This window comes from Glycomyces sp. YM15 (assembly GCF_016918015.1).
Classification (GTDB): Bacteria; Actinomycetota; Actinomycetes; order Mycobacteriales; family Micromonosporaceae; genus Glycomyces.
Window position 1 is genome coordinate 42,071 of the sequence record NZ_JAERMK010000005.1, and the last position, 15,593, is coordinate 57,663.

The window sequence follows — 15,593 nt, forward strand, 5'->3', positions numbered from 1 at the left end:
AGTACTCGCAGTTTCACGTCTTCAACCTTAGGCCCGTCTTCTGCAGAAGCTAGGAGAGCCCGGCGGTCTTGGCGCGCTTCACGGCCTCGGGCAGGGCCGCGACGAGCGCGTCGATCTCGGCCCTGGTGGTGGGCCAGCCGAGCGTGAAGCGCAGGGAGGAGCGGGCGTCGTCGGCTTCGGCGCCCATGGCGAGGAGGACGTGCGAGGGCTGGGCGATCCCGGCCGAGCAGGCGGAGCCTGTGGCGCATTCGACACCGGCGGCGTCGAGGAGCATGAGGAGGGCGTCGCCTTCGCAGCCGGGGAACGAGAAGTGGGCGTTGCCGGGCAGGCGCGATTCGGGGTCGCCGTTGTAGATCGCCTCGGGGATGGTCTCGCGGATGCGGTCGACGAGGTCGTCGCGCAGCAGCGCGAGCCGCTGCGATTCGGTCTGCTGGGTGCGCACGGCGTGCGTGACCGCTTCGGCGAGCGCGGCGATGCCGGGCACGTCCAGGGTGCCGGAGCGGATCTCGCGTTCCTGGCCGCCGCCGTGGAGGAGCGGGACGGCTTTCACGTCGCGGCGCAGGAGGAGCGCTCCGGTGCCGGTGGGGCCGCCGAGTTTGTGGCCGGAGAGGGCGAGGGCGGCGGCGCCGGAGGCGGCGAAGTCGACGGGGACGTGGCCGACGGCCTGGATGGCGTCGGTGTGCACGGGGATGCCGTGGGCGGCGGCGAGTTCGGCGATCTCGGCGATGGGCTGCAGGGTGCCGACCTCGTTGTTCGCCCACATGCAGGTGAGGACGGTGATCTCGGCGCCGCGCTCGTCGAGGAGTTCGGCGAGGACACCCGTGTCGACGCGGCCGAGCTTGTCGACGGGCAGTTCGGTGACGTCGGCCCGCTCGTGGTCCCCGAGCCAGGCGACGGCGTCGGCGACGGCGTGGTGCTCGATCGCGGTGGTGATCACGCGGCCCCGGCCCTCGGAGCGGCGGTGCCAGTGGATGCCTTTGACGGCGAGGTTGTCGGCCTCGGTCCCGGAGCCGGTGAAGATGACCTCCCCGGGTTTGGCGCCCAGGGCTTCGGCGATGCGCTCGCGGGCCTCCTCGACCGTGCGGCGGGCGGCGCGCCCGGAACCGTGGAGGGAGGAGGCGTTGCCGAGAGCACGGGCGGTGCGCACGTAGGCGTCGAGCGCCTGGGGGAGCATCGGCGTGGTCGCGGCGTGATCGAGATAGGCCATGGCCCGTCCATTCTACGTTTGATTCACGTCTCGCAAGCTTCGCCGTGGCCGGCGCGTCCCGGCTCACTCAGGCGGGCCGCGGCGGGGGTGTCGAGGCGGGGTCCGCGCCGTTCCGAGGGGTGGGATTTCGGTGCCGGGATCTTCCGCATTAGTCGGCGTAATGCGTCGTGGTGCGCGCGAGATAGAATCTGACGAATCCTCCTACCTTTCCGATCGTGAGGGGTCACCGCCCCGAGACCGGGTGCCGCGGAAACTGGTGTCCTAGGAAGCCGGAGCCTTCGCCGCCCGTGTCGAGAGAAAGTGTGAGTGCCGATGACGCCTGAGCTCGCCGAAGCGCTTCGCGCCGGGCCGTTCCACACCGCCCTGCGCGTGGCCATCCAGACCAGCGGGCTCGGTCTCGACCGTATCCGCCACCGCCTCGCCATGCGCGGCATCACCGTGTCGACCACGAGCCTGAGCTACTGGCAGTCGGGCCGGTCCCGGCCCGAGCGCGCCGAGTCCCTCGCCGCCGTGACCGCCCTCGAAGACCTCCTCGAGCTGCCCGCGGGGTCCCTGCGGGTGCTCTTGGGCCCCAAGCGGGCCCGCGGGCCGCGCTCGATCCGGGGGCAGCTCCCCCGGCCCGACGCGGTGCTGGGCGGCGACGCGGTGCGCGAACTGTGCGACCAGGTGCCCGCCTCGCGCGAGCACACCCTGGACATCCTCAGCCAGCAGGTGATCGTGCACGTCGACTCCGAATGGCAGGAGTCGGTGTTCGAACTGTCGATGCTGGTGCGCGCCAGGCGCGACGACGTGGACCGCTACATCTTGCTGTACCGCGGGGACGAGGGCTGCGACATCGACGACATCGAGTTCAAGCCGGTGCGCGACTGCACGGTGCCGAACATCCTGCGCCACAAGGAGGCGCCGGTCGCTCTGGCGGAGATCGTGTTCGACACGCCGCTGCCGCGCGGCGCGACCCACCTGTTCGAGATCGTCGTGCAGGGCAACGGGGGCACCTCCAGCGGGCACGGGAACGCGTTCCGGTACCCGGTGGACCAGTACTCGCTGCAGGTGCGCTTCGCGCCTGACGCGATCCCGAAGCGCGTGTACCGCTTCGCCCAGTCGAGCCTGCAGCGCGAGAAGCGCGAGACCGGGGACCTGCAGCTGGGCCCGAACCGGACCGTGGCGCTGGCGGAGCCGGTGCCGAGGCCGGGCGCGCTGGGCATCGGCTGGGAGATCGAGTAGGACCGAAGCGAAGGGCCCCACCGGAAACGGTGGGGCCCTTCGCTTCGGTCGCTGTGGCCTACTCGGCGTTGCGGAAGGTGTTGACGGCCGCCCAGGCTCCGGGCAGGAGCAGCGCCGCGATGACGAGCTTCAGCGCGTCGCCCGCGAGGAACGGGGTCATGCCCGAGGCAATCGCGTCGGAGGCGCTCATGTCGAGGGCGAAGGCCAGGTAGGGGACCCCGAAGGCGTACATGAGCACGTTGCCGACGACCATGAGCCCCACGGTCTTCAGGATCGTGCGGTCCCCGCCGCGCTTGGCGAGGAAGCCGACCGCGACGGAGGCGGCCAGGAAGCCGATGATGTAGCCGAAGGTCGGCATCGCGTAGCCGGAGGTGCCGTCGGTGAACCACGGGACGCCCGCGGCGCCGGCGGCGAGGTAGAGCGCCAGGGTCAGGCCCGCGCGCAGCGGCCCGTAGGCGGCGCCGAGGAGCAGCACGGTGAACGTGGTGAGCACGAACGGGACCGGGCTGATCTGCGGGATGGTGAACGCGATCTGCGCGGAAGCGCCGACGGCGGCGGCACCGCCGAGCACGAGCACGGCGTCGCGCGCGTAGGCGGCGGCCTTCGTGCGGGCGGGCAGGAGATCAGCGAGAACGCTTGGCGCGGCAATCGCGGCAGCTGGGGCGGCCATGGCGGATTCCTCCAACATCATCTGTAGGTTCTATATAACGAGAGGCTCCGGGAAGCGTAACTCACGCTTGTTACGACAACGTGACACCCCCGCAGGAGCACCCCGGAGCCGGGCCCGAAGGTTCCCCCGGCTGCGCGGCGCCGAAGGCGCTGGGCCCGCGTCCGGACCTGAGCGGTGTCGTGCCGCCCGGACCTGAGCAGTGCCGTACGGCCCGGGCCCCGAAGGGCCCGGGCCGTAATGGTCGGTGCAGGCGGGCGGGCGCCGCTCGACCCCGTTTCGCGGACCTGGCGCCTTCGGCGCCGTCGCGCGGCCTGGGGACCTCGCCTACTTCCGCTTCTCGATCTCCTCGAGCGCCTGCGGGAGCACCTGGAACAGGTCGCCCACCACGCCGAAGTCGGCCATGCCGAAGATCGGCGCGTCCGCGTCCTTGTTGACCGCCACGATGACCCGCGAGGTCTGCATCCCCGCGCGGTGCTGGATCGCGCCCGAGATGCCGGCCGCTACGTACAGCTGCGGCGACACGGTCGTACCGGTCTGGCCGACCTGGAACTTGTGCGGGTAGAACCCGGAGTCGGTCGCCGCGCGCGAGGCGCCGACCGCACCGCCCAGGGCGTCGGCCATGCGCTCGATGAGCGCGAAGTCCTCCGCCGAACCCACGCCGCGTCCGCCGGAGACCACCACGCCGGCCTCGGCCAGGCCCGGACGGTCGCCTGCGGGCTCGTCGACCCGCTCGGTGATGCGCACGCGCTGGTCGGCTTCGGCGACGCTCGCCGCCACCGCTTCCACGGTCGGCGAGCCCGGAGCCGGAGCGGGCTCGGTCGAGCCGGCCTTCACCGTCGCGAGCGTGAACCCCTTGGTGGCCTTCGACTTCACGATCGTGCCGCCCGCGAACGCGTCCTGCGTCGCGGTCCCGTCGGCCTCGAGGCCGGACACGTCGGTCAGCAGGCCGTTCTCCAGCGCCACCGCCACGCGGGCGGCCAAAGCCTTGCCCTCGTCGGTGCTCGGCAGCAGGAAGAAGCCCGGAGCGGCCGAGCGCGCCAGGTCGATCAGGACGGTCGCTTTCGGATCCACGAAATAGTCGTCAGCGCCCGGGGCGTCGACCCGGTAGACCTTCACCGCACCGTATTCGCCCGCGAGAGCGGCCGAGGCGTCGTCGAAGGCGATGGCCGAGACGTCGCCGAGCGAGCGTCCGAGAGTGAGGACCTCAGCGGCGTGCTTGCCCGAGTTCGGTACGTACACAAGGATGTCAGTCATCATCGGCTCCTAGATGAACTTCTCGACGGCGAGGAACTCGGCGAGCGCGACGCCGCCCTGGCCTTCGTCGGTGACGATCTGCCCTGCGGTGCGGGCGGGGCGCTCGGCGGCGCTCAGCACCTCGTTGCCCGCGGCGGCGGGCCCGGCCTCGGTCACGCCGAGGTCGGCGAGGGTGAGGGTCTCGACGGGCTTGCGCTTGGCGGCCATGATGCCCTTGAGCGAGGGGTAGCGCGGCGTGTTGATGGTGTCCCAGACGGACACGATCGCCGGAAGGCTCGCGCTGAGCACGTCGTATCCGTTGGTCCGCTGGTGCTCGACGGTGACGGTGGTGCCGTCGGTGTCGATCTTGCGGGCGCCGGTGAGCGCGGGAACGCCGGTGCGGGCGGCGAGCAGGTGGGGCATGACGCCCATGCCGGAGTCGGTGGACTCGGCGCCGGCGATCACGAGGTCCCATTCGAGGCGGCCGAGGGCCGCGGCGAGGATCTGGGAGGTGGTGAGCGCGTCGGAGCCGCCGACGGCCTCGTCCTCGATGTGCACGGCCTTGTCGGCGCCCATCGCGAGGACCTTGCGCACGGTCTCCGTGGCCTGGCCGGGGCCGAGGGTGAGGACGGTGACCTCGCCGCCGTGGGCCTCCTTGAGCTGGAGGGCGGCTTCGACGGCGTATTCGTCGAGCTCCCCCATGACGTTGTTGGCGCCGTTGCGGTCGACCCGCAACCGGGCGTCCAGCTGTCTCGCCAGCCCCGAGTCCGGGACCTGCTTGACCAGAACCACGATGTTCATCGACAACCTCCGAGGTCGTACTAGAGGACGCTTGTTGGCCTTAGTTTTCGTTCAGGCGTCTCGGCCTGAACTATATCCTACGAAGTTACTTACGAGTAACCACCCGAGGCGTTGTTGTCCCCGGCGCGGCGGACAGGCATGATTGGATCATGATCCGCGCGTTCGTCTTCCTGTTCCTGGCGCATCTGGCGCTGGTCATCGCAGCGGTCGCTGACTGCCTCGGCGGTGAACACGCCCCCAGGAAGCTCACGCGCGCCTGGTGGGTGCTCATCATCGTGCTCGCGCCCGTCGTCGGCGGCATCCTCTGGTTCACCGTCGGCCGGGCGAAGCCCCCGCGGCCGCAGCCGGGGCCGCGCCACGGCAGCGCCGGCCCGCGGAACCCGAAGGGCCCGGTCGCACCCGACGACGACCCGGACTTCCTGCGGGACATCGACCGCCGTCTGCGCGACGAGAACAAGGACGACTGAACCTCAGGCCGACTTCTCGCGCCGCAGCCGGACGGCCCGGCGCGGTGTGGCCTTCGTCCTCGGCACGAGCGTGGGGTTGACGTTGCGGCGCACCACGTCAGCGGTGATCTCGACCTTCGCGACCTCGTCGGCGCGCGAGGGGATCTCGAACATGACGGGTTGCAGCACCTCTTCCATGATGGCGCGCAGCCCGCGCGCGCCCGTGCCGCGCAGCATGGCCGACTCCACGATGGGTTCGAGGGCGTCCTCGGCGAACTCGAGCTCGACGCCGTCGAGTTCGAGCAGCCGCTGGTACTGCTTGACCAGCGCGTTCTTCGGCTCGGTGAGGATGCGCAGCAGCGCCTCCTTGTCGAGGTGGTCCACAGTGGTCAGGATGGGGAGGCGCCCGACCATCTCGGGGATGAGCCCGTACTTCAGCAGGTCGTCGGGCATGACCTGAGAGACGATCGCGTCCTCCGCGGAGTCCTCGGCGTCGTGCAGGTGGGCGGTGAAGCCTACGGTGCGCTTGCCGACGCGGGACTTGATGATCTCCTCGATCCCGGCGAAGGCGCCGCCGCAGATGAAGAGGATGTTCGTGGTGTCGATCTGGATGTGCTCCTGGTGCGGGTGCTTGCGCCCGCCCTGCGGCGGCACGGCCGCGTGGGTGCCCTCGAGGATCTTCAGGAGCGCCTGCTGCACGCCCTCGCCGGAGACGTCGCGGGTGATCGAGGGGTTGTCGGCCTTGCGTCCGGCCTTGTCGATCTCGTCGATGTAGATGATGCCGGTCTCGGCGCGCTTCACGTCGAAGTCGGCGGCCTGGATGAGCTTGAGGAGGATGTTCTCGACGTCGTCGCCCACGTAACCGGCCTCGGTGAGGGCCGTGGCGTCCGCGATCGCGAACGGGACGTCGAGCATCCGCGCGAGGGTCTGCGCCAGGTGGGTCTTGCCGGAGCCGGTGGGCCCGACCATGAGGATGTTCGACTTCTGGAGCTCCACGTGGTCGCCGCCGCGGATCGAGCCGAGCTCGTCGAGCTGCACGCGTTTGTAGTGGTTGTAGACCGCGACCGCGAGCGAGCGCTTCGCGGAGTCCTGGCCGATGACCCACTGGTCGAGGAATTCGACGATCTCCTTGGGCTTGGGCAGGTCCTCCCAGGCGACCTCGGCCTCTTCGGCGAACTCCTCTTCGATGATCTCGTTGCACAGGTCGATGCATTCATCGCAGATGTAGACGTTCGCCGGTCCGGCGATGAGCTTGCGGACCTGCCGCTGCGACTTCGAGCAGAACGAGCACTTCAAGATCTCGCTGTCACCCAGGCGAGGTGCCATCGCGGTAACTCCCTTCCTCGGCTCGCCCTGTGGGCCCTGCCGAGCGTGCTTTCGTGCTCCGTTGCTGAAAGGTCAACCCGTGCCACCGATCCGGCTCCGTTGATTCAGGACGAACCGGTGTCTCGATCCAGTATTTCGCATTTGCCGCCACCGCGCCACCCTTGCGGGGTTCAGGGCCGGCCTGGGCCACGGTATCGCGGCCGGGCGACATCGGGGGCGGATCGATCGGAGGTGAGGTTCCGTCGGATGGCGGTGCGGAGGCGGCGGGCCGGGCGTCCGGCCCGCCGCTCCTGGGGCTTGCGGTTACGCCGCGGCCTCGGCGGGCAGGGCGTTCTTCTTGCGGTAGGTCAGCACGTTGTCGACGATGCCGTACGCGACGGCCTCCTCGGCGGTGAAGATCTTGTCGCGCTCGATGTCGCGGCGGATCTTCTCGATCGGCTGACCGGTGTGGCGGGCGAGGATCTTCTCCAGCTGGTCGCGCATGCGCATGATCTCGCGGGCCTGGATCTCCATGTCGGAGGCCTGGCCGAAGGTGCCCTCGGTGGCCGGCTGGTGGACGATCACGCGGGAGTTCGGCAGCGCGGTGCGCTTGCCGGGGGTCCCGGCCGCGAGCAGCACGGCGGCGGCCGAGGCGGCCTGGCCCATGCACACGGTCTGGATGTCCGGGCGCACGTACTGCATCGTGTCGTAGATGGCCATGAGCGCGGTGAGCGAGCCGCCCGGCGAGTTGATGTACATGATGATGTCCCGGTCGGGGTCGTTGCCCTCGAGGACGATCAGCTGGCTCATGATGTCGTTCGCGGAGGTGTCGTCCACCGGGGACCCGAGGAAGATGATCCGGTCCTCGAACATCTTGTTGTACGGGTTCATCTCCTTGACCCCGTACGAGGTCTTCTCCGTGAACGACGGGACGATGTAGCGGGCGCGCGGGTCGTAACCGCCGGCCTGGGCGTGGATGTCCATCATCTGGTTCCCCTATTCCTTACTAGTTGGCCTCGGCGGGGACGTCGGCCACCCGCTTGACGACGTGGTCGATGAAGCCGTAGTCCTTCGCCTCGGCGGCGGTGAACCAGCGGTCGCGGTCGGAGTCGCGCTCGATCTCCTCGATCGTGCGGCCGGTGTGCGCGGCGACGCGCTCCTGGAACATCTGCTTGGTGTAGAGCATCTGCTCGGCGAGGATCGCGACGTCGGAGGCGGTGCCGCCGATGCCGCCGGAGGGCTGGTGCATCATGATGCGCGCGTGCGGGAGCGCGTAGCGCTTGCCCGGGGCGCCGGCGCAGAGCAGCAGCTGGCCCATGGAGGCGGCCATGCCCATGCCGACGGTGGCGACGTCGTTCTTGATGTACTGCATGGTGTCGTAGATGGCCATGCCGTCGTAGACCGAGCCGCCGGGCGAGTTGATGTAGAGCTTGATGTCGCGCTGGTCGTCCTCGGCCTCGAGCAGGAGCAGCTGGGCGCACAGGCGGTTGGCGATCTCGGAGTTGACGTCCGAGCCCAGGAACAGGATGTGCTCCTTGAGCAGACGATCGAAGACCATGCTGTCCAGGCCGACCGAGGAGGCGTCGCCGCCACCGCGCCGGGCCACCGCGCTGACGACGTCCTTCTCCAGCTGCGAGGAGAATGGAATCGAACGGTCCATGTCTTGCACCTTCATTCTGTCTCGGCGATATGCACTCGGCCTTGCGGTTACCAACCCAGACCTTAGCCCGTCGGGGCGACGATCGGACGCGCCTGGGCTCCGTGTTCGCTGCGAGCGGAGCGCCACTCGTCGCCCCGCCCCTCCTCGGCCACGGGCCGCCGCGGCGCCCGCACAGGAGGTCCGCCCTCCGGAGGAGCGGAGGCGCAGCCGGGGCCCGGAAACGCGATCGGGGCCCGGCCGCGATGGCCGGGCCCCTCACTCATGGGACGGTCAATCGGTGACGTGCAGGAGCAGGTTCGGGCTGCCCTGGACGTCGCCGATCGCGCCCGCGACGGCCGCGCCCGTGAGCGCGTCCGCCACCTCGGCGGGGGACGCGTCCGGGTGGGCCGAGAGGTAGACCGCCGCGGCCCCGGCCACGTGCGGCGAGGCCATCGAAGTGCCGCTCAGCGCGCTCGGCTGGCCGAGCAGGTAGGGCGAGGTGATGTTCTCGCCGGGTGCGAAGAGGTCGACGCAGTCGCCGAAGTTGGAGAAGTCGGCGCGGGCGTCGGCCTCGGTCGAGGCGGCGACGGTGATCGCCTCCGGGGTGCGGGCCGGGGAGACGCCGCACGCGTCGGCGGTCTCGTTGCCGGCCGCCACCGCGTAGGTGACGCCCGAGTCAATCGAGGCGGCGATGGCCGCGTCGAGGGCGTCGCTCACGCCACCGCCGAGGCTCATGTTCGCCACGGCGGGCTTGACGGCGTTCTCGGTCACCCAGTTCACCCCTTGGATGACCCCGGCCGTGGTGCCGGAGCCGAGGCAGTTGAGCACCTGCACCGGCACGATCGTGACCGCTTTGGCCACACCGTGGGCGGTGCCGCCGACGGTGCCGGCCACGTGCGTGCCGTGGCCGTTGCAGTCGAGCCCTTGGAGGCCGGGGAGGATCGCGGAGTAGCCGGTGCCGGTGCGCCCGGAGAAGTCCGCGGTGCCGGCCCAGATCCCGGTGTCGATGATGTAGGCGGTGACGCCTTCTCCGGCATTGGGATAGGTGTAGGAGCCCGAGAGCGGCAGGCCGGACTGGTCGATCCGGTCGAGGCCCCACGAAGGCGGGTCGTCTTGCGTCGCTTGGATCTCGACGGTCTGGTTCTGCTCGACGTAGGCCACGGCCGGGTCGGCCGCGAGCCGTTCGGCCTCGCTCTCGCTCATCGCGGCGAGCACGGTGTCGACGGAGCCGAAGACGGTCTCGACGTCGCCGCCGAACTCGTCCACGACCTCGGTCTCGACGTCGTCCTCGAAGGCGACGAGGTAGGAGCCCGCGATGGCGTCGGGGCTGTCGGCGGCGAGGATCTCGGCGGTCTCGGCTTGGACGGGGGCCGCCGCGAAACCGGTCGCGGCGAGGGTCACGAGCGATGCGGCGAGGAGGTAACGGCGTACGGGGGGATGGTTCACCATGTACATGCACCCTTCGGGAGGAAACGGGCTATGGCATCTGTCACAAGGTACCAAGAAATTGATAGATTTGGTTACCTCGCGGTAGCGAAAACCGAAAATCCCTCTTTAACCCACAATGGAGTGACTGTGTCCGGTTCCCCCACAACCCGTCTCCGCTTCCTCGGCCTGCTCTTCTGGATGGGCGGCGGCGTCGTCCTCACCCTCGCGTGGATGGGCATGGCCGAACTCGCCTACGTCGACGGGCAGATGCCGTTCCTCGTCTCCGGCGGCGCGGCCGGCCTCGCGCTCGTCGTCGTCGGCTCGACCCTCGTCCTCTCCGCGGCGATGTTCGATGCGGCCGAGCGCGGCGCCCAGCGCACCGCCGAACTCCTCAAGCAGGCCGCCGACGAGGCCGCCGACGCCCGGGCGCTCGCAGAACCGGCCGAAGACGATGTGAAGAGCGGGGCCGCGGCCGCCTAGGCGGGACTAGGCTCAAAGAAAAGTTGCAGTTCAATACCACCTAACGCGCGCTACTGTCGCGCGTTAGGAAACATCTGCTATGGTCGGGCAAGCGCATACCCGGGTGACTTTGCACACGTGGTCGCGCACCTGCGAACGCCCGGCCTGGGGTCGGCATTCGCTCCGAACCCCGACGGGTCCAACACCGGCCCGCATCCTGAAGAGAGAGCTCAATGAAGAGAAGACTCATCCTCACCGCCGGCACCGCCGGTGCGGCGGCCCTGCCCCTCAGCGCCTGCGGCTTCATCGGCGGCGGCGACGACGAGGGCGACGCGAAGACCGTCAAGTTCTGGCTCTCGGGCGACGCCAACCAAGGCGGCGGCTTCCAGAAGATGGCCGACAAGTACTTCGAGGAGACCGGGGTCACCGTCGACATCGACGACATCCCCTACGACGACTTCAACACCCGCCTGCGCAACGCCGCCCAGGCCGACGCCCTGCCCGACCTCGCCCGCGTCCAGTCCATCGACCCGATCTGGATGAACCAGCTCGAGGACCTCAGCGACGTCGCGAGCAAGGCCGGGGTCATGGACAACCTCGTCACCGAGAACGAGGAGGGCGCCGTCCCGACCTTCCTCACCGACCTCACCGCCGTCGGGCTGTACGTCAACAAGTCTCTGTTCGACCAGGCCGGGGTCGCCTACCCGACCACCGCCGACCAGATCTGGACCTGGGACGAGTTCATCGCCGCCGTCAAGGAGGTCAAGGCCGCGACCGGAACGCGCTACGGGCTCGTGATGGACCCGTCCTCGCACCGCCTGCGCTCGATGATGTACCAGTTCGGCAGCAACGGCTTCGAGCTCGGCGACGACTGCACGTACTCGACCGACGAGGCGACCACCGCCGCCGCGCTCGAGTTCTTCGCGAACATCAACGACGACGACGTGATGCCCCGCTCCGTGTGGGTCTCCGGCGACGACCCGAACGCGCTCTTCAAGAGCGGCCAGGTCGCGGCCTACTACTCCGGTTCGTGGCAGGTGGCCGACTTCCAGGCCAACATCACCGACTTCGAATGGGCCTCGGCCCTCATGCCCGCCCAGACGCGCCGCGCGACCAACCTCGGCGGCGGCTACGTGGTCGTCTACAAGGGCGACAAGTCCCAGACCGCGCTCGACTTCGTCAACTGGCTCTTCACGGCCGAGAACTACACCGAGATCTGCGAGATCTCCGGGTTCCTGCCGGTCATCCAGGGCCTCGACATCGACTACGGCGCCTCGCAGGTCAACTTCGACATGTACAACGAGGAGATCGCCGCGTCCGACCCGATCTCCAGCGCGCAGAGCAACGATCAACTCGAGATGGCGTACGCCGGCCAGAGCGCCGGCGGCGACGCCGACCCGCTCAAGGAAGAGGCCGTCAAGCTGGCCAACGGCGAGCAGGACGTGCCCACGACCATCGCCAACATCATTGCCGGACTCAACGAGAACATCGTCTGCGAGTAACCCTTGACGGCCACCGCCACCACCTCCCAGACCCCCGCCGGGCCGCGCGCGCGGCCCGGCCGGGGGCCCCCCGCCCCCCAACCGGGCCCCCCGCCCGCCCCCCCCCCCCCCCCCCCCCCCCCCCCCGCGGCCGGCGGGGGCGCCCGGGCGGGGGCCGCCGAGCCCAGTACCGGCTCGCGCCGCTCGCCCTCGCCGGCGCCAGCATCGTCCTGTTCCTCGTGTTCTTCGTCTGGCCCGGCGGCCTCGGCCTGATCTACTCGTTCACCGACTACTCCGGACTCGGGACGCCCGAGTTCGTCGGCACCGACAACTACGAGAAGCTCTTCGCCGACCCGACCTTCTACCAGTCGCTCACGCGGACCCTGCTGTTCGCGGTCCTCAGCGTGCCGCTGATGTACGTCATGTCGCTGGCGGTCGCCGCGCTCCTGGTCTCGAACCACACCAGGGGCAAGACCGCGGCGAAGCTCGTGTTCTTCTTCCCGTGGCTCATCTCCCCCATCGTCGCCGGCGTCATCTGGCGCTGGATGTTCGGCGAGAGCTTCGGCTTCGTCAACTACGTCATCGACCGGCTCGGCGGGAACCCCCTCGCCTGGCAGACCGACCCCGACCTCGCGCTCATGGTCGTCGTCATCGCCGCGACCTGGGGCGGCACGGCCTTCAACATGCTGATCTTCATCGCCGCGCTCAAGAACGTGCCGCGCGCCTACTACGAGGCCGCCGAGATCGACGGTGCGAACGCCTGGCAGCGGTTCCGCAGCATCACGCTGCCGTCGATCGCGCCCACCTCGTTCCTGGTGATCCTCCTGTCCTCGCTCGGCGCCATGAAGGAGTTCGCGATGATCCAGGCGCTCAACGAAGGCGGTCCGGGCACCTCGAACGTGCTCCTGATCCAGTACATCTACGAGACCGGCTTCCAGCGGGCCGACATCGGCTACGCCAGCGCCGTCTCGATGATCCTCCTGCTCATCCTGCTGACCATCGCCCTCGTGCAGATGGCCGTCAACCGGAGGAGCGCCGCATGAGCACCTCGACCATCGCTTCGAAGCAGACTGTGCAGCCGAAGGCGCGCAAGGCGAAAGAGCTCGGCAGCGTCGTCCCGATGACCACGTTCATGTGGCTGCTGGCGGTGCTGTACGCCTTCCCGCTCGTCTGGTTCCTCCTGAGCGCCTTCAAACCCGGCTCGGAGCTGTTCCAGTACCCGCTCACGATCCTGCCGGAGAACCCCACGATCGGCGGCTTCGAGAAGGCGTGGGACCGGTTCGACTTCATGCTGTACTTCTCGAACACGCTCGCCGTGGCGCTCACGACCACCGTGCTGACGGTGTTCGCCAGCGCGATGACCGGGTACGCGCTCGCGAAGTACCAGGACAAGGCGTGGATCCGGATCTTCTTCGTGTGCCTCCTGGCCACGACGATGCTGCCGACCGAGGTCATCCTCTCGCCCACGTTCCTGGTCATCCGCGACCTCGGCATGTACGACTCGATGGCGGGCCTGGTGGTCCCGTCGATCCTCACGGCCACCGGCGTGTTCATGTTCCGGCAGTACTTCGTGTCCATTCCCGACGACATCATCGAGGCGGCCCGGATCGACGGGGCGCGCGAGACGGGGATCTTCTTCCGGATCATGCTGCCGATGTCGCGGCCGATCATCATGACGCTGGCGATCTTCTCATTCCAGTGGCGTTGGAACGACTACATCTGGCCGCTGATCGTGGTGGGCGACGAGCGGAAGTTCACGCTCCAGATCGCGCTGCGGTCCATTGTGGGGGCCGAGAACATCGACTGGCCGCTGCTGCTGGCGGCCTCGGTCATGTCGATCCTGCCGCTGGTGCTCATCTTCATCGTGTTCCAGAAGTACGTCATGAACGAGGACATCAATGCGGGACTCAAGGACTGACCGGGACTTCGTGGACGCGGTCACCGCGGCGGCCGACGAGCGGGCGCGGGAGGTGCTCGCGGGGTTCGACGACCTGCTCGCGGGCGCGCCGCACCACCGGGCGGTCATGTCCGCCGTGAAGGCGCTCGTCGCCTGCGGGGTACATCGGTCTTCGGCGTACTTCGGCTCGGCGGAGGCGGCTCGCACGGCCGAGCGGCTGGTGGCGTTCCTGGCCGGGATGCAGGGCGAGAACGGCCTGTTCGACGCCGAGAACCTCGCCTCGCCGCCGGACACGGCGTTCACGATCAACGACCTGTGCGACACGTACGCGCTGCTGCGGGACGCACCGGCGCCGTTGCGGCCCTTGGCCGGAGCGCTGGAGACGATCGCGCTGAAGGCGGCCGCGCCGCTGCGGCTCGGCGGCGTCCACACGCCGAACCACCGGTGGGAGCTGAGCGCGGCCCTGGCGCGGCTCAACGCGCACTGGCCCGACGAGCGCCTGGTGGCGCGGGTCGACGAGTGGCTGGCCGAGGGCATCGACATCGCGCCGGACGGCATGTACTCGGAGCGGAGCGCGAACTACTCGCTGCACGTCTCGAATCCGTCGTTGACGGCGATCGCGAGGTTGCTCGACCGGCCGGCCCTGCTCGACGCGGTGTGCCGGAACCTCGAGGCGATCGCGGCCACCGCGCTGCCCGACGGCACCGTGGAGACCGTGCATTCGCGGCGGCAGGACCAGCGCGGCTCGATGCCCTTGGCGCCGTTCATGATGCAGTTCCGGCGGTTCGCGATCGAGCGGGGGCGCGGGGACTTCGCGGCGATCGTGCGGGAGATCCTCACCGCGCCGGCGGGGGTGCCGATCGCGTATCCGAGCGATGCGCTGGCCGAGATGCTGCTGGAGCCGGCGCTGGCCGGGCCGCTGCCCGAGCCCGAGGCGGCGAAGCCGGTGAACGCGGTGTTCGATTCGGCCGGCTTGGCGGTGGTGCGGGACGGCGGTTTCGCGGTCACGGTGTTCGGCGGCACGGATTACGCCGAGCACGGCTGGATCCGTTCGGGGCTGTCGAGCAATCCGACGTTCCTGCGGGTGTTCGCGGGCGGGGCCGTGCTGGATTCGGTGCGGCTCTCGCGGGACTTCTTCGGCATGGGGCCCTTCAGGGCCGATGATTTCGAATCGGAGGGCGGCGCGTTCGTCCTGACCGAGCGGGTCGCGGCGGCCTACTACCAGCCGCTGCCGGCCGGGTTCCGACGCGCCGACGGCGAATACGACCTCGGCGACGACGGCCGCTTCTCGGCCTCGATGGACTTCGCGAACCGGCCCAGGGACGTGGTCGCGCTCGAGACGGAGGTCCGGGTTCGGATCGGCGAAGGCGAAGTGCGGCTAGAGGTCGCGGCGGATCCGGGCCGGGTGCGGCAGGTCTTGGAGCTGGCGTTCCGCGAGGGCGGTGAGCTGGTGGGCGTGCGGCCCTCGGCATCCGCCGGGTTCGAGCCGGTCGGCGGCGAGTTCGCCTACCGGGTGGGCGGGGACCGGATCTCGATCAGTGTGGACGGTTCGCGGCCGATGCCCGCCGGGCCGGGATACCACCCCGGGGAGGACTACACGCATCTGTCGGGTACCGATGCGGCCCAAGGCCTCCGGGTGTACGTGCCGCTCCCCGTGAGCGGCCGGGCCGAGGTGGCTTTCAGGGTATCCTGATGTTGGCGCTTGGCGACCGAGCTTTGAGACCAGAAGTATTACTGCACACCTCCGAGCATCAGCCCCGCGGGGATCACCCGTTCGGGTCAGGAACGGGCATTCTTGTCGCA

Annotated in this window: 15 protein-coding genes; 7 read left to right on the forward strand and 8 right to left on the reverse strand. The window is 69.5% G+C overall.

Annotated features, from left to right (window positions below):
* Nucleotides 1–49: 49 nt before the first annotated feature.
* Nucleotides 50–1,207, reverse strand: coding sequence for a cysteine desulfurase family protein (locus tag JHY01_RS07180; protein ID WP_205324938.1), 1,158 nt, complete (start codon nucleotides 1,205–1,207; stop codon nucleotides 50–52).
* Nucleotides 1,208–1,519: 312 nt separating this feature from the next.
* On the opposite strand from JHY01_RS07180, the gene JHY01_RS07185 reads away from it, so the two are divergent.
* The gene (locus JHY01_RS07185; RefSeq protein WP_205324939.1) at nucleotides 1,520–2,431 is read left to right on the forward strand and encodes a hypothetical protein; all 912 of its coding nucleotides are present in this window, start codon (nucleotides 1,520–1,522) and stop codon (nucleotides 2,429–2,431) included.
* A 58-nt stretch (nucleotides 2,432–2,489) separates the two neighbouring features.
* On the opposite strand, the gene JHY01_RS07190 is transcribed toward JHY01_RS07185, so the two are convergent.
* The 3 genes from JHY01_RS07190 to JHY01_RS07200 all read right to left on the reverse strand — a co-directional run bounded on the left by JHY01_RS07190 (nucleotide 2,490) and on the right by JHY01_RS07200 (nucleotide 5,135).
* The gene (locus JHY01_RS07190; RefSeq protein ID WP_205324940.1) at nucleotides 2,490–3,101 is read right to left on the reverse strand and encodes a biotin transporter BioY; all 612 of its coding nucleotides are present in this window, start codon (nucleotides 3,099–3,101) and stop codon (nucleotides 2,490–2,492) included.
* 324 nt (nucleotides 3,102–3,425) lie between these two features.
* A complete protein-coding gene (locus JHY01_RS07195) occupies nucleotides 3,426–4,355 on the reverse strand; it encodes an electron transfer flavoprotein subunit alpha/FixB family protein (RefSeq protein WP_205324941.1) in 930 nt (309 codons plus the stop codon).
* Between the two features lie 9 nt (nucleotides 4,356–4,364).
* Entirely contained in the window at nucleotides 4,365–5,135 is a 771-nt protein-coding gene (locus JHY01_RS07200) for an electron transfer flavoprotein subunit beta/FixA family protein (RefSeq protein ID WP_240192504.1), read from the reverse strand.
* A 149-nt stretch (nucleotides 5,136–5,284) separates the two neighbouring features.
* Between JHY01_RS07200 and JHY01_RS07205 the strand changes: the two genes are divergently transcribed.
* Nucleotides 5,285–5,602: a PLD nuclease N-terminal domain-containing protein gene (locus tag JHY01_RS07205; RefSeq protein WP_205324943.1), complete on the forward strand. Its 318-nt coding sequence runs from the start codon at nucleotides 5,285–5,287 to the stop codon at nucleotides 5,600–5,602.
* A 3-nt stretch (nucleotides 5,603–5,605) separates the two neighbouring features.
* Here JHY01_RS07205 and clpX read toward each other — a convergent pair whose 3' ends face one another.
* The 4 genes from clpX to JHY01_RS07225 form a co-directional block, all read right to left on the reverse strand.
* Nucleotides 5,606–6,907: an ATP-dependent Clp protease ATP-binding subunit ClpX gene (gene clpX, locus JHY01_RS07210; protein ID WP_205324944.1), complete on the reverse strand. Its 1,302-nt coding sequence runs from the start codon at nucleotides 6,905–6,907 to the stop codon at nucleotides 5,606–5,608.
* 303 nt (nucleotides 6,908–7,210) lie between these two features.
* Nucleotides 7,211–7,873 carry an ATP-dependent Clp protease proteolytic subunit gene (locus JHY01_RS07215; protein WP_307814298.1) on the reverse strand — a complete coding sequence of 221 codons (663 nt, stop codon included), beginning with the start codon at nucleotides 7,871–7,873 and terminating at the stop codon, nucleotides 7,211–7,213.
* 19 nt (nucleotides 7,874–7,892) lie between these two features.
* Nucleotides 7,893–8,546: an ATP-dependent Clp protease proteolytic subunit gene (locus JHY01_RS07220; RefSeq protein WP_374199507.1), complete on the reverse strand. Its 654-nt coding sequence runs from the start codon at nucleotides 8,544–8,546 to the stop codon at nucleotides 7,893–7,895.
* A 270-nt stretch (nucleotides 8,547–8,816) separates the two neighbouring features.
* Nucleotides 8,817–9,974: a S8 family peptidase gene (locus JHY01_RS07225; RefSeq protein WP_205324945.1), complete on the reverse strand. Its 1,158-nt coding sequence runs from the start codon at nucleotides 9,972–9,974 to the stop codon at nucleotides 8,817–8,819.
* Nucleotides 9,975–10,100: 126 nt separating this feature from the next.
* On the opposite strand from JHY01_RS07225, the gene JHY01_RS07230 reads away from it, so the two are divergent.
* From JHY01_RS07230 to JHY01_RS07250, 5 genes are all read left to right on the forward strand, one after another.
* Nucleotides 10,101–10,433: a hypothetical protein gene (locus JHY01_RS07230; protein ID WP_205324946.1), complete on the forward strand. Its 333-nt coding sequence runs from the start codon at nucleotides 10,101–10,103 to the stop codon at nucleotides 10,431–10,433.
* A 212-nt stretch (nucleotides 10,434–10,645) separates the two neighbouring features.
* Nucleotides 10,646–11,914 (forward strand): ABC transporter substrate-binding protein, encoded by a 1,269-nt coding sequence (locus JHY01_RS07235; RefSeq protein WP_205324947.1) that lies wholly within the window; start codon nucleotides 10,646–10,648, stop codon nucleotides 11,912–11,914.
* A gap of 209 nt (nucleotides 11,915–12,123) precedes the next feature.
* Nucleotides 12,124–12,936, forward strand: coding sequence for a carbohydrate ABC transporter permease (locus tag JHY01_RS07240; RefSeq protein WP_240192517.1), 813 nt, complete (start codon nucleotides 12,124–12,126; stop codon nucleotides 12,934–12,936).
* Complete coding sequence (locus JHY01_RS07245; RefSeq protein WP_205324948.1) at nucleotides 12,933–13,811, forward strand: carbohydrate ABC transporter permease; 879 nt, start codon at nucleotides 12,933–12,935, stop codon at nucleotides 13,809–13,811. Before JHY01_RS07240 ends, JHY01_RS07245 begins: the two co-directional genes overlap by 4 nt.
* Complete coding sequence (locus JHY01_RS07250) at nucleotides 13,792–15,483, forward strand: hypothetical protein (RefSeq protein WP_205324949.1); 1,692 nt, start codon at nucleotides 13,792–13,794, stop codon at nucleotides 15,481–15,483. Before JHY01_RS07245 ends, JHY01_RS07250 begins: the two co-directional genes overlap by 20 nt.
* Nucleotides 15,484–15,593 lie beyond the last annotated feature (110 nt).